Origin of the sequence: Streptomyces argenteolus (genome assembly GCF_042902585.1) — a bacterium.
Classification (GTDB): Bacteria; Actinomycetota; Actinomycetes; order Streptomycetales; family Streptomycetaceae; genus Streptomyces; species Streptomyces argenteolus.
The window spans coordinates 95255-116347 of the sequence record NZ_JBIBEG010000007.1; the positions used below are offsets into that span (position 1 = coordinate 95255).

16 protein-coding genes, 1 tRNA gene and 3 pseudogenes are annotated in these 21093 nt (G+C 69.0%); 10 read left to right on the top strand and 10 right to left on the bottom strand.

The features are described from left to right. Nucleotides 1-194: 194 nt before the first annotated feature. Complete coding sequence (locus ACFY8O_RS24040) at nucleotides 195-806, top strand: flavodoxin family protein (RefSeq protein ID WP_387905552.1); 612 nt, start codon at nucleotides 195-197, stop codon at nucleotides 804-806. Nucleotides 807-1414: 608 nt separating this feature from the next. Here the strand turns inward: ACFY8O_RS24040 and ACFY8O_RS24045 are convergent. The 4 genes and pseudogenes from ACFY8O_RS24045 to ACFY8O_RS24060 all read right to left on the bottom strand — a co-directional run. Then, nucleotides 1415-1783 (bottom strand): hypothetical protein, encoded by a 369-nt coding sequence (locus ACFY8O_RS24045; protein ID WP_387905555.1) that lies wholly within the window; start codon nucleotides 1781-1783, stop codon nucleotides 1415-1417. A 147-nt stretch (nucleotides 1784-1930) separates the two neighbouring features. Further along, complete coding sequence (locus ACFY8O_RS24050) at nucleotides 1931-2794, bottom strand: DUF1963 domain-containing protein (RefSeq protein ID WP_387905558.1); 864 nt, start codon at nucleotides 2792-2794, stop codon at nucleotides 1931-1933. A gap of 158 nt (nucleotides 2795-2952) precedes the next feature. Then, on the bottom strand, nucleotides 2953-3600 hold the full coding sequence (locus tag ACFY8O_RS24055; protein WP_387905561.1) for a hypothetical protein: 648 nt from the start codon (nucleotides 3598-3600) through the stop codon (nucleotides 2953-2955). Between the two features lie 168 nt (nucleotides 3601-3768). Continuing rightward, nucleotides 3769-3881 (bottom strand): annotated as a pseudogene (locus tag ACFY8O_RS24060) (AraC family transcriptional regulator); the annotation flags it as partial. A gap of 728 nt (nucleotides 3882-4609) precedes the next feature. On the opposite strand from ACFY8O_RS24060, the pseudogene ACFY8O_RS24065 reads away from it, so the two are divergent. Continuing rightward, nucleotides 4610-4831: pseudogene (locus ACFY8O_RS24065) on the top strand (transposase); the annotation flags it as partial. Nucleotides 4832-4918: 87 nt separating this feature from the next. Here the strand turns inward: ACFY8O_RS24065 and ACFY8O_RS24070 are convergent. Then, nucleotides 4919-5758 (bottom strand): enoyl-CoA hydratase/isomerase family protein, encoded by an 840-nt coding sequence (locus tag ACFY8O_RS24070; protein WP_387905564.1) that lies wholly within the window; start codon nucleotides 5756-5758, stop codon nucleotides 4919-4921. 98 nt (nucleotides 5759-5856) lie between these two features. Between ACFY8O_RS24070 and ACFY8O_RS24075 the strand changes: the two genes are divergently transcribed. Beyond that, a complete protein-coding gene (locus ACFY8O_RS24075; protein ID WP_208766132.1) occupies nucleotides 5857-6216 on the top strand; it encodes a winged helix-turn-helix transcriptional regulator in 360 nt (119 codons plus the stop codon). A gap of 574 nt (nucleotides 6217-6790) precedes the next feature. Here the strand turns inward: ACFY8O_RS24075 and ACFY8O_RS24080 are convergent. Further along, a complete protein-coding gene (locus tag ACFY8O_RS24080) occupies nucleotides 6791-7657 on the bottom strand; it encodes a helix-turn-helix domain-containing protein (protein WP_387905567.1) in 867 nt (288 codons plus the stop codon). A gap of 113 nt (nucleotides 7658-7770) precedes the next feature. On the opposite strand from ACFY8O_RS24080, the gene ACFY8O_RS24085 reads away from it, so the two are divergent. The 3 genes and pseudogenes from ACFY8O_RS24085 (at nucleotide 7771) to ACFY8O_RS24095 (ending at nucleotide 9973) form a co-directional block, all read left to right on the top strand. Next, nucleotides 7771-7917: a hypothetical protein gene (locus ACFY8O_RS24085; protein WP_208766131.1), complete on the top strand. Its 147-nt coding sequence runs from the start codon at nucleotides 7771-7773 to the stop codon at nucleotides 7915-7917. 48 nt (nucleotides 7918-7965) lie between these two features. Then, a pseudogene (locus ACFY8O_RS24090) lies at nucleotides 7966-8517 on the top strand (transposase); the annotation flags it as partial. A gap of 205 nt (nucleotides 8518-8722) precedes the next feature. Continuing rightward, on the top strand, nucleotides 8723-9973 hold the full coding sequence (locus ACFY8O_RS24095; protein WP_387905570.1) for an amidohydrolase family protein: 1251 nt from the start codon (nucleotides 8723-8725) through the stop codon (nucleotides 9971-9973). 417 nt (nucleotides 9974-10390) lie between these two features. Here ACFY8O_RS24095 and ACFY8O_RS24100 read toward each other — a convergent pair. After that, nucleotides 10391-10478, bottom strand: a tRNA-Leu gene (locus tag ACFY8O_RS24100). 189 nt (nucleotides 10479-10667) lie between these two features. Between ACFY8O_RS24100 and ACFY8O_RS24105 the strand changes: the two genes are divergently transcribed. Next, nucleotides 10668-12023: a DUF2254 domain-containing protein gene (locus tag ACFY8O_RS24105; RefSeq protein ID WP_387905572.1), complete on the top strand. Its 1356-nt coding sequence runs from the start codon at nucleotides 10668-10670 to the stop codon at nucleotides 12021-12023. Between the two features lie 9 nt (nucleotides 12024-12032). Here the strand turns inward: ACFY8O_RS24105 and ACFY8O_RS24110 are convergent, their stop codons facing one another. From ACFY8O_RS24110 to sucC, 3 genes are all read right to left on the bottom strand, one after another. Then, nucleotides 12033-13604, bottom strand: coding sequence for an aldehyde dehydrogenase family protein (locus ACFY8O_RS24110; RefSeq protein ID WP_387905575.1), 1572 nt, complete (start codon nucleotides 13602-13604; stop codon nucleotides 12033-12035). A gap of 171 nt (nucleotides 13605-13775) precedes the next feature. Next, nucleotides 13776-14657, bottom strand: coding sequence for a succinate--CoA ligase subunit alpha (gene sucD / locus ACFY8O_RS24115; protein WP_387905578.1), 882 nt, complete (start codon nucleotides 14655-14657; stop codon nucleotides 13776-13778). Between the two features lie 2 nt (nucleotides 14658-14659). Beyond that, nucleotides 14660-15796, bottom strand: a complete 1137-nt coding sequence (gene sucC / locus ACFY8O_RS24120; RefSeq protein WP_387905580.1) for an ADP-forming succinate--CoA ligase subunit beta — start codon at nucleotides 15794-15796, stop codon at nucleotides 14660-14662. 166 nt (nucleotides 15797-15962) lie between these two features. On the opposite strand from sucC, the gene ACFY8O_RS24125 reads away from it, so the two are divergent. From ACFY8O_RS24125 to ACFY8O_RS24135, 3 genes are read left to right on the top strand one after another with little or no spacing between them, the layout of a single operon-like run. Next, a complete protein-coding gene (locus tag ACFY8O_RS24125; protein WP_387905583.1) occupies nucleotides 15963-17654 on the top strand; it encodes a thiamine pyrophosphate-binding protein in 1692 nt (563 codons plus the stop codon). 16 nt (nucleotides 17655-17670) lie between these two features. Continuing rightward, nucleotides 17671-18909, top strand: coding sequence for a formyl-CoA transferase (gene frc, locus ACFY8O_RS24130; protein ID WP_145811770.1), 1239 nt, complete (start codon nucleotides 17671-17673; stop codon nucleotides 18907-18909). A 2-nt stretch (nucleotides 18910-18911) separates the two neighbouring features. Next, complete coding sequence (locus ACFY8O_RS24135; protein ID WP_387905587.1) at nucleotides 18912-21068, top strand: acetate--CoA ligase family protein; 2157 nt, start codon at nucleotides 18912-18914, stop codon at nucleotides 21066-21068. Nucleotides 21069-21093 lie beyond the last annotated feature (25 nt).

Consider the following 21093-nt stretch of genomic DNA (forward strand, 5'->3'; position numbering starts at 1 on the left):
ACCCTAGACGATCAGTCATAAAAGCCAGACGTTCAGCGTTCTTGCGTCTCGACCAGTCGCCGTAGCGTCGACAGTGCACGGGGAGCACGCCGGCGTCAGGGCAGAGTCCGAAGCGATCGGCGACGCACACCCCAGCCGAGCAGATCCGTCTTCCCCCATCGCAGCATCCGACCACTTGAATCGCTGGAGTTCACATGTCTGAGTTCGTCACCCTGCCCCCCTCAGTTGTCGTCGCCTTCCACTCCGGCTACGGCCACACCTCGGTCCTCGCCGAGGCGGTCCGGCGCGGGGCGGCCGGCGCCGGCGCCGAGGTGGCCCTCGTCCCGGTGGACACCATCACCGACGAACAGTGGCAGCGGCTGGACGATGCCGACGCAGTCGTCTTCGGCTCGCCCACCTACATGGGCAGTGCGTCCGCCGCGTTCCACACTTTCGCCGAGGCCACCAGTCGGCGCTTCTCGGAAGGTCGCTGGGCCGACAAGCTCGCAGCCGGCTTCACCAACTCCGCGTCCAAAGCCGGCGACAAGTCCAGCACCCTCGCCTTCTTCGCCACCTTCGCCGCCCAGCACCGCATGCTGTGGGTCAGCCTCGGCCTCGCCGCCGGCTGGAACTCCACCACCGCCTCCGAGAACGACCTGAACCGTCTCGGCTTCTGGGGCGGCGCCGGGGCCCAGACTCCGCTCGACGGTGGCACCGACACCGTCCACACCTCCGACATCAGCACCGCCGAGCACCTCGGTGCCCGCGTCGCCCGCCATGCCGCCCTAGCGGCGACCGGACGCCACGCCATTTCCCTCACCGCCTGACGCGGTGACCGCGCGGCCGCGCCCGCTCCGATACCTGGTTCCTTTCCAGCACCAGGTGTGATGTTCGGCCTTGGTACTGGGGTACGTACTGGTGGCTCTCGTATGCGCCGGTCTCTCTGATGCGTCGGCTAGTGGTCTTGTCGCGTGGTAGCCGAGCGCGTCCACGACGACAGGGCCGGGCAGTTCGAGGAGTCGCTGCCGGATGGCGGCGCCGCGGGCAGCGGCGGCCGGGACCCCGATCTCGTTCAGGAGCGCGGACAGGTGATCCGGGCGGGACGGCTGGCCCGCCCGGCGGCCGGGGAAGAGCCAGCGGGATGCCGGCTTGGTGGCGGTGTACATGTTGTCGCGAGTCGCGATGTGCTCCAGGAGCAGGGCAGCGACCGGTGCGGGACCGGGCGAGGCTGAATCCCCGAGTCGTAGCAACACCATGTCGCCGTCACGAACCACGTCGTTGACGCTGAGCCGAACGATGCGACTCACGGGCTGCGGATAAAGGAGCACGATGACTCCGGCGACTCGGAGACGCATGGGTATGTCCGCGTCGGTCAGCAGTCAGCCAAGGGCATCGAGACGCTCGTCCTCGCTCGGCGCGGCCCGGCGGGAGACCTTCATCGCGGGGATGGAAAGGGAGCGTCGGCAGTGGCGGCTCTGCATGGCCCAGTTGAGAAAGGCTCGCAGGCAGGTGCGGCCGGCTCGGTGTTCTCGGCATACCAGGCGTCGATGTCGAGCTGGCCGCAGAACGCGAGGGTGGTGTTCCGCTCGCCGAGCCATTGCAGGAACGGTCGCGTACGTGATTTCTTCGGCGGCGAACCGTCGGACCCTGGGCGTGATGTGGCTCCGCCGGGCGCGCGCCCGTAGCCGAGGGAGGAGGCGCCGGTCGCGAAGAGCGTGATCGTCTTGACGTTTTCGGGGTCGGCGATGCCGGTCAGGTGTGCGGGCAGCCAGCGCTCGACCGCAGGCAGGACTCCGCACGTCATCGGGGATTCTTCCAGGTGAGGGGCAGCCCGCCAGGTCCAGCTCGCCGCGGGCGGATGACTTCCCAGGCGGTCCCGTGCACCGCATGTACGCCCTCGTGGTCGAAGACTGGTGGCCTGCCGCTCCGGCTCGCCCCCCTCGTGGCCTGCTCAGGGGTTCCAGAAGACGGTGGTGAACACGCGCTCGAAGCGTCGGGCCGCGAGGTCCTCGCGCTGGATCACCCAGTGGACGGTCGCGCCTTCCCGCTTCTCCACATCCCAGCCGGCGTACCAGTCGGCGAGCAGCACCCAGTCGGCCACGTCGGCCGAGACGGGACCGTCCCAGCGGCCGGCGCCCACCGCCTCCGTCGCAAGGGACGCCGCGACGTCGACCGGGTCGAACTCCACGATCTCCTCGTCCGCGTATCCTCCGATCTGCATCTGCGCCGAGGGAGCGATGAGGTTCTTGGTGTCCTCCCAGATCTCGACGAGTTCGGAGCAGTAGGGATGCCCGGGAAGGTATACGGCTTCCTCTTCACCGGGTGGAACGACGAACTGGTGGTGGGGGAGCGACACGTCGGTCCGCGCCCGGAGCGGCCCCTGCGGATAGCTCGCGAACACCCTGTCGTCCTCGACGATGTTCGCCGCGTTCCAGGCGTACCGATCCCGACGTGTGACGGCCGCGTCGGCCGGCACGTGGATCACGGTGCCCATGGAAGTGTCTTCTCCGGGCTCGGGCAGGGCGAAGAACAGCAACCGGCCGTCGGGCGGCAAGGGGAGGTCCGTCGCGCCGGCCGGCAGTGCGGCGAGGTCGACCGAGGCCACGAAGGGGTGTCCGGGGTCCGGGGTGTCGGCCGGAAGCAGCAGGGGGCCGCCGAACCGTCCCACGACCGGTCCGGTGTCGTCGTCGGACAGTGCCAGGGTGGCACAGGGACGGGCTGTGGCCAGCCACCGCTCCACATCGTCGGCCGGCACGCCTCGGGCCAAGGCTTTTTCACGGAAGGGACGGAACCGGTCCTGCATCGCAGACGTCATGGGCGCACCGTACCGAACGAAGCGGAGAGCGGGGGACAGCGCATCTCCCCTGCGGCGCCCACCCGTTGGCGTTCGACGGCAGGCCGCCACGAGCAGACCCAAGGCACCCCCCGGCGGCGGACGTGCCGCTCGCCCGACCGACGTCACGGGCAGCACCGTCAGCCGAACGGCAGGACCACCAGCGGAACCTGACGCAGGGCGCTCAGGGTGAGGGGGAGGCCGGCCAGAGCACAGACGGCACGCATGGTGATGGAGCTGTCGGCCTGGCCCGGCTCGAGGCCTTCCTGCTCCACGGTGCCGGCGGCTTCGAATGCCGCGCGCAGTTCGGCGCGCATACGGGGAAGATCCTCCTCCAGGGCGAGGCCGTCGACGTCGACCCATGCGACCTGCTTGCCGTCGACGGCATAGGTGAGGCTGGCGTCCCCGTTGATGCTGAACACACTCGTGGCCGCCATCCGTCCATCGGCGGACAGTGCCTCCGCCGCGTCCTCGAAGGTGAACCCGGAGTCGTCGTAGACGAAGGCCCACTCGCCGACGCGTCCCGCCAACAGCGCCGCGGACGATCCCGGCTCCATACCGAGAGCCGCGCACGGCAGTGACGTCCACTCGTCCGGCCTGCTGCCGGGCAGTTCGCAGGGCTGCATCAACCTCGTTTTGGCGCCGAGCCTTTCCAGCGCCTCCGCCGGTTCGATGCCGCGCACGACGTGCAGGACGTGGTGCGGGGCTTCGGAGGCCAGATCAGTGATCCATATCGGCGTCCCTTCGGGGTCGAGCGTGTGCGGCGGGAAACCGGGCGTGGGCATCATGGACCTCTTTCCTCAGGGGCACGTGTGGCCTCCCCGGCAGCGGTGCAGCAGGTGACGCTGGGAGGACCTGCGGCTGGCAACGCCCCGATCGTGGAACGACGACCGTTACCGTAGCCTCCCGCCCACCTCTCGCCACATCCCTCAACTGGGCTTTCTCTTACAGATACTGTCGAGGTAGCGCTCCTGACCGCCCGAGCGGCGCGGCGGGACCACCAGTCGGCGGCCAGAGTCCCTGCCGCCTCGTTGCCGTGGTCCGTCCGCACGATGTGGAGAGAATCGTCTCAAGCGCCCGGCATGTCAGCCAAGTTGACAACGCCCACTGAACCGCTCCGGATCGATGGAGACCCGGGTGAGGCTTCGCACTGACAGCGGTGGGTACATCCGCAAGCATGGATGCCGGCGCATGGATATCGCTGATAGCTACAGGGATCGTCTTGCTCATCGGGGCGGGACTCATCTGCTACGAGCATGGGGGTCGGGCGCGAACCAGAGCCGGAAGTATGGCCTCGGTCCCGGACAACACCAGCGGAGGAGGCGGAGGCGGCTGACGACATTCGAGGACCGGGCACTGGCTCGCGCTCGGCCTCGATCCCGGCTAGGCCGTCGACTGGAAACACCAGGTCAGGGACGGACTGGTGGACAACCCCTGGACCAGGTCCGCCGAGCAGGGGGCCTGCGCGTGGCCGCGCACCCGCATGCGCCCTACCCCTTGGGCGACTTCATGTTCCGCTTCCTTGCCGCCGACGTGGTGGAGGTATGGAATGGACTGTGGACCTCGCACGATCCGTCCGGCATTGTGTTCACCGTGGTCGCGGCCACATCCGGGATGGGGCGCGAGTACATCCGCGACCGCACTCTCGAAGGCCATGAGTCCGCCCGAAAGCGTGGCACCATCGGCGGCGCCCGAGGTGTCGTAGCGGCGCTGGTGCCGTTCTTCATCGCTGAGCGTGCCTACACCTACGCGGTCGCCTCGCTGCTGTCTTCGGTGGCGCAGCCGGTGTCCGGCGCGCTCACCAACTGCTTCGCCCGGACCCGCGCTGCCGACCTGCCCTTCGTGCACTCCGTCGCCACCGGCCTGCAACGCGACCGCACCGCCGTCGACGCCGCGCTCACTCTGCCCCACCACAACGGCCGCACCGAGGGCGTCAACTGCAAGATCAAGCGCCTCGAGCGCCAGCGGTACGGCCGCGCCGGCCATCCCCTCCTACGCCGGCTCATCCTGCTCAACTGACCGTCAGCGGAACCGATCATCGCCTACGAAAATCTTGGAAGAGTCGAACGTTTTACAGTCCCGCGTTCAGACCAGGTCCAAGCTGCTTCAGGCGAGGCCGTCGATCAAGGCCTCGAGGCGGCGCTCTCCGTCCCGGGTCTGCGCGCCGGCGGCCAGTGCCGCCTCTCCGCGGCGGCCCGCGTCGGGAGTGCTGACGAGCTGGCCGAACAGTTCGTTCGCCGTGGCCAGGCCACCGGCGGTGGACACCGCTGCGGCGTCCACCGCCTCGACCGTGGCACTGGCAACGCCGGGCGCCAGGGTGGCGATGCGGGCGGCCAGGGTGTCGACGACATGGTCGAGCTCGGCAGCCGGCACGGCCCGGTTCACCCAGCCCATCCGTTCCGCCGTCGGTGCATCGACCAGCCGGCCGCTGAGAATGATCTCCAGCGCCCGTGCGCGGCCGACGAGGCCGGGCAGATAGACGGTGCCTCCCGCGCCCGGGATGATGCCCATCGTGTCTTCCGGCTGAGCCAAGCCGGCATGCTCACGAGCCGCGAACCGCATGTCCATCGCGGACAGCAGTTCCGCACCGCCTCCGCGTGCCAGCCCGCGCAGCTTGGCGATGGTGATCTGCGGCAGGGTCCGGATGCGTTCGTGCAGCCGCATCATCGGATTCAAAGAGGGGTCCTGCTCCGAGGCGACATCAAGCGCCGCGAACGACTGAGGGTCCTCGGCGATGCGCATGTCTCCGTGCGCGATGAAGAAGTCCGGGTCCGCGCTGTCGAAAACGATCACTCGGACGTCGTCGGCGGCGAACATGGCGCCTGTGAACCGGTCCAGGTCCGTCATGAGGGCGGCATCGAGCAGGTTGATGGGAGGGTTGTCGATGATCGCATACGCCACACCGTCGGTGACAGAGACATGCAGGGTCGAGTAGGTGTCGGCCATAGGGAGCCTTTCTCACGGATCGAGCTACTAGATATCAAACGTATATCTAGTAGTCCCGGTACACTGCAACGAAATCAGGTATCCCCGAGGAGACCGGCGTGACCCATCCAGAGCTCGGTGAAAACGGTCGACAACTGCTCGACCAGCTCTTCGACAAGTGGTCGCTACTGGTGCTGGACGCCTTGTGCGATCACCCCCGGCGTTTCAACGAGCTTCGCCAGCACCTGCCCGCGGTCACCCCGAAATCTCTGACGGCGTGCCTGCGGCGGCTGGAACGCAACGGCGTGATCGAGCGAGTGATCCTGTCCACCGAGCCCGTGGCGGTCGAGTACCGCATCTCCCCTCTGGGGCGCACCCTCCAGGACCCTCTGCAGACCCTGCTGAGGTGGGTGGGCAATCACCTCGACACAGTGGACGCCTCCCGCTCCCGCTACGACCAGCGGCATACGCACAGTTGAAGCGAGGCCCACGCCGTCCGTGCAAGGTAAACGCGACCGAAGCGGACCCATCGCATCGTGGGAACGTTTCCCCACAGACGTCGGTGTTCGGAGGCGAAGAGCTACGGAGAAGAGCCGCGGACGGGGCCGAGACGCGGACTCTTCATCCACTTCCTCGGTCGGAGACCCGCCCTGGTGAGCCGGGCTCGGCCTGACAGGTGGAGTGGTCCTGGCGCCGATCGGAGCCAAAGTCTCGGCCATCGGATGCGCCATCGCCCGCACGACACTCCTTGCCCGGCGCCGCGTGCGTCGGCATACTGTGCTCCCGGCTCGACAGACGCGGCCCGGTCGCGTTCGTCACCAGATCATGACGGCGACGACGATAGGGACGACCGCCGCAACGCTACTCGTGCCGACTTGTGGCTCGCGCCGGGCCGCGCCCGACAGGCACAGGCCGGGACCGACGCCCGTGGCGGGAAACGGAACGACGGCGGCGAGCAGGCAGGTCGGGACGGCCTTCGCCGCATACATCCGCGAGTAGAAGGCAATTTGCCATCGCCCAGCTCCGCTAGGGCGACGCCGCGCGTAGGTGGCGTCAGCTGTGAGCGGTGGCCGGCGGGCCGGGGATGGCGGTGAGCCGGAGCTTGGTCTCGTCTTCACTGCCGGGCACGGCGGTCATGACGACGATCTTGAGCTCGGAGTCGCCGTCGGTCAGGACGTCGCAGTCCACCGTGACCGGCCCCACCGATGGGTGGTCGATCGTCTTGTGGTCTTCGTGGTGTGCGGCCACCTTTCCGGTCACCCACAGCTCGGCGAACCTCCTGTTGCCCGCGTTCAGATCGCGGATCAGCGCGGCCAAGCGCCTGTCCTGGGCGAAGCGACCGGTGGCGCGGCGCAGGTCGGAGACGACGGCGGCGTCAGTGGTGTCGCCGCGCGCCTCGGCCATCGGCCACAGCGCGAGGTGGGCGGGGCCAGCCTCCACCGGGAACCTGTCGCGGGCGAAGTTGCGCAGCCGCGTTGGCAAGGCGGAGGGATCGCCCAGAAGGGCGGCCCAACCCCGGTTCCACCACACCAGTTGCCAGTCCGCTGCGAACACGGCCACCGCCACGTCCCCGAGGCGAGCGAGCACCCGTTGCACGCCGGGTGGGAGATGGCCGGAGATGGTGCCGTCCGCCGGCGGTACCAATTGGGCAAGTCTGTGCAGGTGGTCCCGCTCGGCGGTGGACAGTTGCAGGGCTCGGGCCAGGGACGCCACCACTGACGCTGAGGGTGTCGTCGCCCGCCCCTGTTCGATGCGGACGATGTAGTCGACCGATATTCCGGACAGGTCAGCCAGTTCTTCGCGTCGCAGCCCGGCCGCCCGGCGTCTGCGGGCCGTCGGCAGCCCGGCAGCCGATGGGGGTAGCCGTTCCCGCCACGTGCGGATCATCTCGCCCAGCCCGGTTCCGGGTATCGTCGACATGGCCTTTATTCTCCCGCATCTCCAGTCGTGCTCAGGACGCGAGGGTGGTACTGGTTTTCCTACCGTCGAAGCGTCCCTGGTTCACCTCCCGCGTCAGGAGCAGAGTGGAACGCATGACCCTCACCTTGATCACCGGAGCCAGTAACGGACTCGGCAGGACGACGATCGCCGGCTTGCTGCAGCAGATAGTGGCCCTGGTAGCGAACCGAGATATGGCTTATCAAGCGCACATGCGCACTTGGGCGCACCCCCAACTGTGACTGCGTTAGGGGCCATCTCGTTGGGGCGAACTCGGTATTCTGTGAGTCATGGTGGGGATCGTTGAGCGTCTGGTGCCGGACGGGTTGTGGGAGTTGTTCCAGCGGCTGGTGCCGGAGGCGCCGTCGCGGCCGCAGGGTGGTCGGCGTCGGCACGGTGACCGGGAAGTGCTGGCCGCGATTTAGCTGGACTGGTCGGGGCGTGCGATCGACTCGGTGAACATGCGGGCGTTAGAAAGGGGGACCTGACAGGTCCGAATCCTGTAGACCGGGGTAAGTACGGGTCGAAGACCCAACTGATCACCGAGCGGACCGGTCTGCCCATATCCGTCGCAATCTCCAGCGCCAACGTCCACGACAGCCAAGCCCTTATCCCGCTCGTGAAGGGCATACCGCCGATCCGCTCCGCCGACGCCCCCGGCCGAGGCCGGCCCGGCAAGCTCCACGCCGACAAGGGCTACGAATACCGCTACCTGCGACAATGGCTATCCGGTCGCGGAGTCCGGCACCGCATCGCGCGCAAGGGCATCGAGGCCTCGCAGCGACTCGGCCGACACCGCTGGACCGTCGAACGCACCATGTACATGGCTTGCCGGCTGCCGATGAATCCATCGCCGCTATGAACGCCAGGCCGACCACTTCCTGGACTTCACCAGCATCTGCTACCACAGTCTCGCCACATGAGATGACCTCTTAGTTTTGTTTTTCAGGTGACGGCCACGCCCTGCTCCCATGTCAGCGGGTCCATGGTCCATCAGCATGCACTATGGCCCGAAAACCTACTCAGAACGCATCAGGAGTCAAAGCGATGCCCCACGAATCCGAAGCACTTGCGAGCACCGAAGCTCACGGTCCCGCGTCCTATGACCTTGTGATTAGTCGCGCACATGTCTTCGACGGTAGCCAGGCACTCGCCGGACTGTACGACATCGCCATCAATGGATCAGAGATCGCCTCCGTCTCGACCGGGCCACTCCAAGGCAGCCAGCGGGTGGACGCGGCTGAAGGATGGGTCATGCCAGGTCTGATCGACACGCATATTCACCTCTATAATGTACGCGCGGTCTCAGACCTCAATGCGATGCGGGCCTTCGAGGAAAATGAGCTTCCCGGACAGCTCCAGCTCTTTCTCAACCACGGGGTCACCACCATCAAGTCGGTGGGCGACCCGACGGACGGAATCCTGACCACGCGGTCCAAAATTGCTGAAGGGACGCTGCCCGGCCCGCGACTGATAGCGACCGGTAGCGGTATCACCGGACGCGACGGGCATCCTGCCGCCACTATTTTCAGCGGCAGCCCCTGGGCGCGCGATCGTTGGACAGGAGAGGTTGACAGTGTGCAGCAGATCCGCGACTTGGTGCACCATCTCGCCGACCGCAAGGTGGACGCGATCAAACTCCTATCGGAAGGCGCGTGCGCACACTCCGGCGAACCGAAGTACTTCTGGCAGAATCCTGCCTTTCCGGGCAGTGTCGAATTGGAACGGCTTCCCCTCGATCTCCTCCGGGCGGGCATCGAGACCGGGCACGACCGCGGCCTTCGGGTTACCGTCCACACCACCCAGCAAGCCGCAGCGCGCGAAGCGATAGAGGCCGGAGCGGACGGCTTGGAGCACGGTGTTACTGTCGAGCCCCTCACCGACCACTCGCTCATCGACCTGATGCTCGAACGCGGCGTCACCTACACGCCCACGCTCTGGATCGACGATGCCCACCCGGACGCACGTGGCAATCTCAAGAAGGTCGCCGAGGCCGGCGTACACATTGCACTGGGGAGCGACACCTTCAACGGCCGGGGTCTCTTCGGAGCCAACACTCTGGAAGAGGCCGAACTCATGGTTGCCGCAGGGATGACGCCCACCCAGGTGCTGGCCGCAGGCACCAGCGGCGCCTCACGGCAGTGTGTCCGCCCCGACCTCGGCACGGTGGCCCCTGGCAAGCGCGCCGACCTGCTCGTACTGGACGCGGATCCCACCGCGGACATCAGCAGCCTTCGCGACCTCAGTATGGTGATCCTGAACGGCCGCCCCGCTGTCGACAAGCCAGCTCGTAGATGATCAGCTGGTTTCCCCCGTCGTACTCGTAGACGTCCTTCCCGCCGTCCCCGCCGGCACTCTCCGCGGCTGGCGCCCGCGGCCGCAGACGCAACAGCAGCATGGATACCTACGCGGCGTACCGCTTCTCATCCCGCTCCCACTCTCCCCCAAGGCACCCTGACCATCCGGACACGCTAGCCCCGACGACTCGTGCCAGTCAGCCGCTTCCCTGCAACTCCCTGACACCCAGGGTCCGCCGAGCGCTCAGCCCCACCACGACCACACACGCCCGGGGGCACCTGGCAGCTGGTCCGAGCGCCGTCGCCACACCTACCGGCCACGAGAACCGCAGCGGACTCTCACAAGGACCGATACGCAACAGAGCCGGTCAAAGCGACAAACTGTCGCTTTGACCGGCTCCATTTGGTCGATTGACCCTGGTGTCCGAGGGGGGACTTGAACCCCCACGCCCGATAAAGGGCACTAGCACCTCAAGCTAGCGCGTCTGCCATTCCGCCACCCGGACAAGGTGTCTGTCGTCCCGGGGTGTTCCCCGTGGCGACAAAGAAAACAATACCAGGGGTTTGGGGTGCCTCTCACCTGCGTTTTCGGTGGTCAGTGGGGTGCGGGCGCTTCCGCGCGCCCCTGACGCCGACATGCGCACGTACCGTGGCGTGCCGTGTACGCTCAGTCGCGCCGGGCTACCTTCGCGGGCATGAGTGGCAAGAGTGTCCCGAGCGGCGGGAGCGCACACGCCCGTCGGCCGTTCCCCGCGCTGTCCTCGCCGGCTTCGCCGTCCCTGCTCCGGGAGCGGCTGCGGGACACCTTCTGGTTCACGCCGGTCTCGGGGCTGCTGGCCGCCTTCGTCATCTGGTGGGGCCTCTCCGAGCTGGACACCAGGATCGTCACGTATCTGCGGGAGGAGGGGGCGTACCAGGAGATCGAGGACCTGCTCGCCTTCGCCGGGGACGCGCGGACGATCGTCACCACGGTGAGCGCGGCCATGATGACCTTCATCGGCGTCGTGTTCAGCATCTCCCTGGTGGCGGTGCAGATGGCCAGCGGGCAGCTCACCCCGCGGGTGGTCCGGATCTTCGTGCGAAGCAGGATCAGCAAACTCACCCTGACGGTGTTCCTGGCGACCTTCGCCTTCTCGCTGCTCGTGCTGACCTCGTACGAGGGCGGAGCCGCCCCCGACCCCCGGCGGGTGACGTCGGTGCCCCTGGTGCAGAGCCTGCTCACCCTGGGCCTCGTGGGCCTGAGCCTGCTGCTCTTCGTCGCCTACGTCTCGTCCACCCTGCGGCTCATGCAGGTCGGCCCGGTCCTCGACCACATCACCCGTGAGTCGCTCGACGCCCTGAAGCGTCAGCCGCAGGAGCCGGACCGGGCGCCGGAGCTCGGTCCGGAGACAGCGCGGACCGCACACCGGGACCGGGCCGGAGTGCTGCGGAGCGTGCGGGTGGCACGGCTGGTGCGGGCCGCGCGACGGCACGGGGTGGTGCTGCGCCTGGTGCCCCGCGCCGGGGACTTCCTGGTGCCCGGTACCCCCGTGCTGACCGTGCACGGCGGCACCCCGCCGCCACCGGGCGCCCTGCGGCGTGCGGTCCTGGTCGGGGTCGAGCGCAGCCTGTACCAGGATCCGGCGTTCGGGCTGCGGCAGTTGTCGGACATCGCGCTGCGTGCCCTCTCGTCCTCGGTGAACGACCCGACCACGGCGGTGCAGTGCCTGGACCGCATCGTGCAGTTCCTCTCCGTCGCGGTGCGTCTGCCGCTCGGCCCGTTGCACCACCGGGACCGACGGGGCGAGGTGCGGCTGATCCAGGAGGTGCCGGGGTGGACGGACCTCGTGGATCTGGCGTTCGAGGAGATCCGTGGGTGCGCGGCGTCCAGCCCGCAGGTGACGCGGCGGTTCCTGGCGGGTCTGGACGATCTGTTGCTCCTGGCCCCCGAGGAGCGCGGGAAACCGCTGCTCAGGCACCGTGCGCTCCTGGTCGAAGCGGTGGAGCGCACGGTGCCCGAGGCGGCGGGGCGGGCGTTCGCCCTGTGCCCGGACCGGCAGGGGATCGCCTGACCGCCGTGGTTACGGCATGAGGTGGTGGTCCGGGAAGTTGCCCGGCAGCCTCTCCTCCCCCGGCCCTTCGGTCACGGCACGCACGAGCAGTTCGCCGCCCACGAACGCGCCGCGCCAGGACGCCCCGAAGCCGCCGAAGAGCTCCTCACGGTCACCCCGCGAACGGGGCTTGCCGTGTCCGGTCTTGAAGGCCCGGATCTGCGGGGCGAGCCGCTCGTAGGTCGCCGGGTCGTCGGTGGACAGGGTGGCGACGAGGGCGCCGTTCGACGCGTTCATGGCGGCGAGGAGTTCGGCCTCGGTGTCGACCAGCACGATCGTGTCGACCGGGCCGAAAGGCTCGGCGTGGTGGAGCGGTGAGGAGGGCGGCGGGTTCAGGAGGGTGACCGGGTGGAGGTAGGCACTGGTGTCCTGGCCTGGGAGGAAGCGTGCGTCCGCGGCGGATCCCTGATGGAGGGGGACGGCCCCGCGGTCGATCGCCTCGGTGACCTGGTCGTGCAGTTCCTTGGCCTTGGTGGCGTTGATCAGCGGACCGAAGTCCAGGGCGGGGAGCGGGTCGCAGGGGTGTTCCACCGCGAGGGGGTGCCCGGTGCGGAGGGAGCGTACGGCGGGGAGGTAGGCCGCCAGGAAGTCCGCGAAGAGGGTGCGCTGGACGACGAACCGGGGGTAGGCGGTGCAGCGTTGCTTGCCGTAGTCGAAGAGCTTCGGGACCACGGCGGAGAAGGACTGCCAGTCCGTGTGGTTCCAGAAGCCCCAGGTGTTGAGGCCCTCCTGTTCGAGGATGTGCCGCTTCCCGAGGTCGGCGACGGCCGTGGCGATGCAGGCGCCGGTGTCCCTCCCGCCGACGAACGATACGCAGCCGATCTCCGGCGCCCGGACCAGGGGTTCGGAGAGTTCGCTGCCGCTGCCGCTGAGGAGGGTCAAGGGGATGCCTTCGCGGGCGGCGAGCGCGCAGGCCAGGGTGAGGCAGGCGACTCCGCCGTCGGTGGGTGTCTTGGCGATCACGGCGTTGCCGGCCAGGGCTTGTACGAGCATGGCGTGGACCAGCACGGACATGGGGTAGTTCCAGCTGGCGATGTTGGAGACGGGGCCCGCGAGGGGGGTGCGGCCGGCCAGGAGCCGGTCGCTCTGGTCGACGTACCAGCGGACGCCGTCGATCGCCCGGTCCACATCGGCCTGGGCGAGACGCCAGGGCTTGCCGATCTCCCAGACCAGGAGCAGGGCGAGGAGCTCGCGGTGTTCAGTGAGGGCGTCGAGGGTCGCCGACACACGGGCGCGGCGCTCGGGCAGCGGGACGTGGCGCCAGGCCCGGTGGGCGTCGAGGGACGCGCGTACGGCGTGCCGGGCGGCCGGGGCGTCGAGCCGGGGCGGGCCCGTGACGGGGGTGCCGTCCACGGGGCTGGTGGCAGGGAGAGTACGGCCGTCGGGGTGCCAGGCGGCGGCCCAGAGGTTGTGGACGCGGGTGTCCTGGAATGCCTCGGGGGCGGCGGCCAGGCAGCGGTTCCAGGCGTCCTGCCAGGCGGTGCCCGGCTTGAGGATGAGAGGGGTGGGGGCGGGGGGTGCGGGTGGGGGTGCCTTGGTCATGGGGTCTCCGCTCTGAGGGTGCGGGGTGACTGGGGCGGGGGTGCGGGTGGCGGGGGCGGTGCGGAGGTGCGGGCGGGGCGGGGGTGCGGTGGCGGTACGGGCGGGGCGGGGCGGGCGGGGTGTGCGGCTCTGCTCCCGGCGCGGGTCCCGCACCGCCCGACAGGCCGGTTGTCAGCCGCGCAGCCTCTCCTCCGCCAGGCGGGCCGTTTCCGTCGGGGTGGCGCCCACTGCCACTCCCGCAGCTTCCAGTGCCTTCTGCTTCGCCGCCGCCGTGCCGGAGGAGCCCGAGACGATGGCTCCCGCGTGACCCATCGTCTTGCCCTCGGGGGCCGTGAAGCCGGCGATGTAGCCGACCACCGGCTTGGTGATGTGCTGGGCGATGTGTGCCGCGGCGCGTTCCTCCGCGTCGCCGCCGATCTCGCCGATCAGGACGATGAGTTCGGTGTCGGGGTCGTTCTCGAAGGCCGTCAGGCAGTCGATGTGGGTCGTGCCGATCACCGGGTCCCCGCCGATGCCCACGGCCGTCGAGAAGCCGGTCTCGCGCAGTTCGTGCATGAGCTGGTAGGTGAGGGTTCCCGACTTGGAGACCAGCCCGATGCGCCCCGGCTTCGGCGCGATGTCGGCCGGGATGATGCCGGCGTTGGACTGACCGGGGCTGATCACACCGGGGCAGTTGGGGCCCAGGATGCGGGTGCCGCGCGCCCTCGCGTGGGCGTGGAAGGACACCGCGTCGTGCACGGGAATGCCCTCCGTGATGACCACGGCGAGGCCGATGCCCGCGTCCGCCGCCTCCACGACGGCCGCTTCGGCGAACGGCGGCGGGACGAAGACGACCGTGACGTCGGCGCCGGTCGCCTCCATGCCCTCCCGTACCGAGCCGAAGACCGGGACGGTGCGGTCGTCGAGGTCCACGCCGCGCCCCGCCTTGCGCGGGTTGACGCCGCCGACGATCTGGGTGCCCGCGGCGAGCATGCGCCGGGTGTGCTTCATCCCCTCGGCGCCGGTCATGCCCTGGACGAGTACCTTGCTCTCCTTGCTGAGGAAGATCGCCATGATCAGTGCCCTCCCAGGGCCAGTTGGGCTGCCCGGCCGGCTGCGCCGTCCATCGTCGTGACCTGCTGGACCATCGGGTGCGCACGTTCGTCGAGGATCGCGCGGCCCCGCGCGGCACTGTTGCCGTCGAGGCGCACGACCAGGGGCTTGGTCAGGTGGACGGAGTCGAGGGCCTGGACGATCCCCTCGGCGACCGCGTCGCACGCGGTGATCCCGCCGAAGACGTTGACGAAGACGGATTTCACCGAGGGGTCGGAGAGGATCACGGTGAGGCCGTCGGCCATGACACGTGCGGAGGCGCCGCCTCCGATGTCGAGGAAGTTGGCGGGGCGGGCCCCGCAGCCGGCGACCACGTCGAGGGTCGACATGACGAGGCCCGCGCCGTTGCCGATGATGCCGACCTCGCCGTCGAGCTTCACGTAGTTCAGTCCTTTGGCCGCGGCTGCCGCCTCGAGCGGGTCCCCGTGCGGATCGGCGGCGTCCGCGCCCCAACGGGACTGCCGGAAGGCCGCGTTGTCGTCGAGCGTCACCTTTCCGTCCAGCGCGAGGATCCGGCCGTCCGTGGTGCGCACGAGCGGGTTGACCTCGACCAGCAGAGCGTCCTCCTCGGTGAGGACCCGCCACAGCGCCTGGAGCACGGGCGCGACCCCGGCCGGGAGCGAGGCCGCCTCGGTGATGCGGGCGGCGGTGGCGGCGGTGACTCCCTCCGCAGGGTCGACGGGGATGCGTACGACCGCGTCCGGGCAGGTGGCCGCGACCTCCTCGATGTCCATCCCTCCCTCGGCCGAGGCGATGGCGAGGAAGGTGCCGGCGGCCCGGTCCAGGACGTAACTGACGTAGAACTCCTCCTGGATCTCCACGGGTTGGGCGAGCATCACCGAGCGGACCGCGTGGCCCTTGATGTCCGTACCGAGGATCTGGCGTGCGGTGACGACGGCGGCGGCCGGGTCCGCCGCGAGCTTCACCCCGCCCGCCTTGCCCCGGCCGCCCACCTTGACCTGCGCCTTGACGACGACACGGCCGCCGAGCCGTTCGGCCGCGGCGGCGACCTCCGAGGGGTGGTTCACGACCTCGGCGTCCGGCACGGCGATGCCGTGATCCGCGAAGAGTTGCCTTGCCTGGTGCTCGTACAGATCCATAGCCACTCCCGATCGTGCCGATTGTGAAAGTGCCGCACGCCCCCTGGACACCACCCACCGGATGCGGGATAACAAGCTTCATACAGTATTCGTCGACTGTATGCAATGTACCGCGAAAGCGGCGGAGCGGCTCCCGCACTCCCCTACGAAGGGACAGGACATCGCCATGCCCGAGGACAGCCAGGACAGCCAGAACCTCATCTCCGGTGGGCACTTGGTCGCCAAGGCACTCAAGGCGGAGGGGGTGGAACGCATCTACACCCTCTGTGGCGGCCACATCATCGACATCTACGACGGCTGCGTCGACGAGGGCATCGAGGTCGTCGACGTACGCCATGAGCAGGTCGCCGCGCACGCCGCCGACGGCTACGCCCGGATCACCGGCAAGCCGGGGTGCGCCGTCGTCACCGCCGGGCCGGGGACGACCGACGCGGTCACCGGGGTCGCCAACGCCTTCCGCGCCGAGTCACCGATGCTCCTGATCGGTGGTCAGGGAGCGCACACCCAGCACAAGATGGGCTCGCTCCAGGACCTGCCGCACGTCGACATGATGACGCCAATCACCAAGTTCGCGGCCACCGTGCCGGACACCGCGCGGGCGGCGGACATGGTGTCGATGGCCTTCCGGGAGTGCTACCACGGGGCGCCGGGGCCCTCGTTCCTGGAGATCCCGCGCGATGTGCTCGACGCGAAGGTGCCCGCGGCCAGGGCGCGGGTTCCCGAGGCGGGCCTGTACCGCGCGTCCACCCGCGCGGCCGGCGACCCGGCGGACATCGAGAAGCTCGCCGATCTCCTGGTCCACGCGGAGAAGCCCGCGATCCTGCTGGGCAGCCAGGTCTGGACGACCCGGGCCACGGACGCGGCCACCGAACTCGTGCGCACCCTCAACATCCCGGCCTACATGAACGGCGCGGGCCGGGGCACCCTGCCGCCGGGCGATCCGCACCACTTCCAGCTCTCGCGGCGCTACGCGTTCTCCAACGCCGACCTCATCGTGATCGTGGGAACGCCCTTCGACTTCCGGATGGGCTACGGGAAGCGGCTCTCCCCGGACGCCACCGTCGTCCAGATCGACCTCGACTACCGCACCGTCGGCAAGAACCGCGACATCGACCTCGGCATCGTGGGTGACGCGTCGATCGTGCTGAAGGCGGTGACCGAGGCCGCGAGCGGACGTCTCAACGGCGGATCGGCCCTGCGCAAGGCCTGGCTGGACGAGCTGCGGGCCGCCGAGCAGACGGCGATCGAGAAGCGGCTGCCCCAGCTGAAGTCGGACGCCTCGCCCATCCACCCGTACCGGCTGGTGAGCGAGATCAACGACTTCCTGACCGAGGACTCCGTCTACATCGGGGACGGCGGCGACATCGTCACCTTCTCCGGTCAGGTCGTCCAGCCCCGCACCCCCGGTCACTGGATGGACCCCGGCCCTCTCGGCACGCTCGGCGTCGGGGTGCCCTTCGTGCTCGCGGCCAAGCAGGCCCGCCCGGACAAGGAGGTGGTGGCGCTGTTCGGGGACGGCGCGTTCTCCCTCACCGGGTGGGACTTCGAGACGCTGATCCGCTACAACCTTCCCTTCGTCGGCATCGTCGGCAACAACTCCTCGATGAACCAGATCCGTTACGGCCAGAAGGCCAAGTACGGCGACGAACGCGAGCGCATCGGGAACACCCTGGGCGATGTCCACTACGACAAGTTCGCCCAGATGCTGGGCGGTTACGGCGAAGAGGTGCGCGACCCCGCCGACATCGCACCCGCCCTGCGCAGGGCCAGGGAGTCGGGGCTGCCCTCGCTGATCAACGTCTGGGTCGACCCGGACGCGTACGCCCCCGGAACGATGAACCAGACCATGTACAAGTAGCAGAGGAGCCGTTGGCATGACCAAAGCTCTTGAGGGCGTGCGCGTCCTCGACATGACGCACGTACAGTCCGGTCCCTCCGCCACCCAGCTGCTCGGCTGGCTCGGGGCGGACGTGGTCAAGCTGGAGGCGCCGGGCGGGGACATCACCCGCAGGCAGTTGCGCGATCTGCCCGACGTCGACTCCCTCTACTTCACGATGCTCAACTGCAACAAGCGGAGCATCACGCTCAACACCAAGAGCGAGCGCGGCAAGGAGATCCTCACCGAGCTGATCCGCCGCAGCGACGTCATGGTGGAGAACTTCGGTCCGGGCGCGGTGGACCGCATGGGGTTCACCTGGGAGCGGATCCAGGAGATCAACCCGCGGATCGTCTACGCCTCCATCAAGGGCTTCGGCGAGGGGCCGTACACCAACTTCAAGGCGTACGAGGTCGTCGCGCAGGCCATGGGCGGCTCGATGGCCACCACCGGCTTCGCGGACGGACCGCCGCTCGCGACCGGCGCCCAGATCGGCGACTCGGGGACCGGCATCCACGCGGTGGCCGGCATCCTCGCCGCCCTGTTCCAGCGCGAGAACACCGGGCGGGGGCAGCGGGTCAACGTCGCGATGCAGCACGCCGTGCTCAACCTCTGCCGCGTCAAGCTGCGCGACCAGCAGCGGCTGGAGCACGGGCCGCTCGCCGAGTACCCGAACGCGCGGGACACGGCGGACGCCGACGAGGTGCCGCGCAGCGGCAACGCCAGCGGCGGCGGCCAGCCCGGGTGGGCGGTGAAGTGCGCGCCGGGCGGCCCCAACGACTACGTGTACGTGATCGTGCAGCCGGTCGGCTGGCAGCCCCTGTCGGCGCTCATCGGCCGGCCCGAACTCGCCGAGGACCCCGAGTGGGCGACCCCGGAGGCCCGGCTGCCGAAGCTCGACAAGATGTTCCAGCTGATCGAGGAGTGGTCGTCGACGCTCCCCAAGTGGGAGGTCCTGGAGCAGCTCAACGCGCACAACATCCCGTGCGGCCCGATCCTCTCCACCAGGGAGATCGTGGAGGACGAGTCACTCGTCGCCAACGAGATGGTGGTCCGCGTCGAGCACCCCCAGCGAGGCACCTTCACCACGGTGGGCAGCCCGCTGAAGCTGTCCGACTCCCCCGTCGACATCGTCACGTCCCCGCTGCTCGGCGAGCACAACGCGGAGGTGTACGTCGGCGAACTCGGCCTGGGCGACGAGGAACTGCGGCTGCTGAAGACGAACGGAGTCATCTGAGCATGGCCACAACAGTCGAGACACAGGAGCGGGAACGCGTGAGGGCGCTGCTCGGCCGCGTCCGGAGCGAGGGGCGCGCCGCGCTCACCGCGCCGGAGGGGAAGATCATCGCCGACGCGTACGGAATCACGGTGCCGGGAGAGGGCCTGGCCCGGGACGTGGACGAGGCGGTGGCACTGGCCGACCGGCTCGGCGGATCAGTGGTCCTCAAGATCGTCTCCCCCGACATCCTGCACAAGACGGACGCGGGCGGTGTGGTGGTCGGCGTCTCGGGTGCGCAGGAGGTGCGGGCGGCCTTCTGCTCCATCGTGAAGAACGCGAAGGCCTACGCACCGGACGCACGGATCGAGGGTGTGCAGGTCCAGCAGCTCGTGCCACCGGGCACGGAGGTCATCGTCGGGGCGGTCACGGACCCGACGTTCGGGAAGGTGGTGGCGTTCGGTCTCGGCGGGGTCCTGGTCGAGGTCCTCAAGGACATCACCTTCCGGCTGGCGCCGGTGACGGCGGACGAGGCGAGCTCCATGCTCGACTCCATCGGCGCGGCCGAGATCCTCAAGGGGGTGCGGGGCGCTCCGGCCGTGGACCGGTGGGCGCTGGCCGAGCAGATCCGGCGGGTCTCCGACCTCGTCACGGACTTCCCGGAGATCGCGGAGGTGGACCTCAACCCGGTCATCGCGTCGCCGGACGGGGCCGTGGCGGCGGACATCCGGATCCTGCTGTCGACCGAGGAGGTGAAGCCACGGCGCCGGTACAGCCGGGAGGAGATCCTCGTGTCGATGCGGCGGCTGATGGAGCCGCGTTCGGTCGCGGTCATCGGTGCCTCCAACGAGCAGGGCAAGATCGGCAATTCGGTGATGCGCAACCTCATCGACGGTGGTTTCGCGGGCCAGATCCATCCGGTGAACCCCAGGGCCGATGACATTCTCGGCCGCAAGGCGTACAAGAGTGTCACCGACGTTCCCGGTGAGGTGGATGTGGCGGTCTTCGCGATCCCCGCCAAGTTCGTTGCCTCGGCGCTCCAGGAGGTGGGCCGCAAGGGGATCCCGAACGCCGTGCTGATTCCGTCCGGCTTCGCCGAGACGGGTGAACAGGCCCTGCAGGACGAGATCGTGGCCATCGGCGAGCAGTACGGCGTGCGGCTGCTCGGACCGAACATCTACGGCTACTACTCGACGTGGCAGGACCTCTGCGCCACGTTCTGCACCCCGTACGACGTCAAGGGCCCCGTGGCACTGACCTCGCAGTCCGGCGGCATCGGGATGGCGATCCTGGGCTTCGCGCGGTCGACGAAGACCGGCGTCTCGGCGATCGTCGGGCTCGGCAACAAGTCCGACATCGACGAGGACGACCTGCTGACCTGGTTCGGGGAGGACCCCCACACCGAGTGCATCGCGATGCATCTGGAGGACCTCAAGGACGGGCGCGCCTTCGTGGAGGCTGCCCGCGCGACGGTGCCGAGGAAGCCGGTCGTGGTCCTGAAGGCGGGGCGTACGAGCGCGGGTGCCAGGGCGGCGGGTTCCCACACGGGCGCGCTGGCCGGGGACGACGCGGTGTACGACGACATCCTGCGTCAGGCGGGAGTCATCCGCGCCCCGGGGCTGAACGACATGCTGGAGTACGCGCGGGCGCTGCCCGTCCTCCCGGCGCCCAAGGGCGACAACGTCGTGATCATCACGGGGGCAGGCGGTTCGGGGGTGCTCCTGTCGGACGCGATCGTCGACAACGGGCTCTCGCTGATGGAGATCCCCCCGGATCTGGACACCGCGTTCAAGGCGTTCATCCCCCCGTTCGGCGCGGCGGGGAATCCGGTCGACATCACGGGTGGGGAGCCTCCGTCGACGTACGAGGCGACGATCCGGCTGGGGATGGAGGACCCGCGGATCCACGCCCTGGTCCTGGGCTACTGGCACACGATCGTCACTCCTCCGATGGTCTTCGCCGAGCTCACCGCCCGGGTGGTGGAGGAGTTCCGGGCACGCGGGATCGAGAAGCCGGTGGTGGCGTCGCTCGCCGGGGACACCGAGGTGGAGGAGGCGTGCGCGTACCTGTTCGAGCGGGGCGTCGTCGCCTATCCGTACACCACGGAGAGGCCCGTCGCCGTGCTCGGCGCGAAGTACCGGTGGGCAAGGGCGGCCGGACTGTTGGGTGGTGGCCGATGACCTGATGACGACGGCTCGAACCACG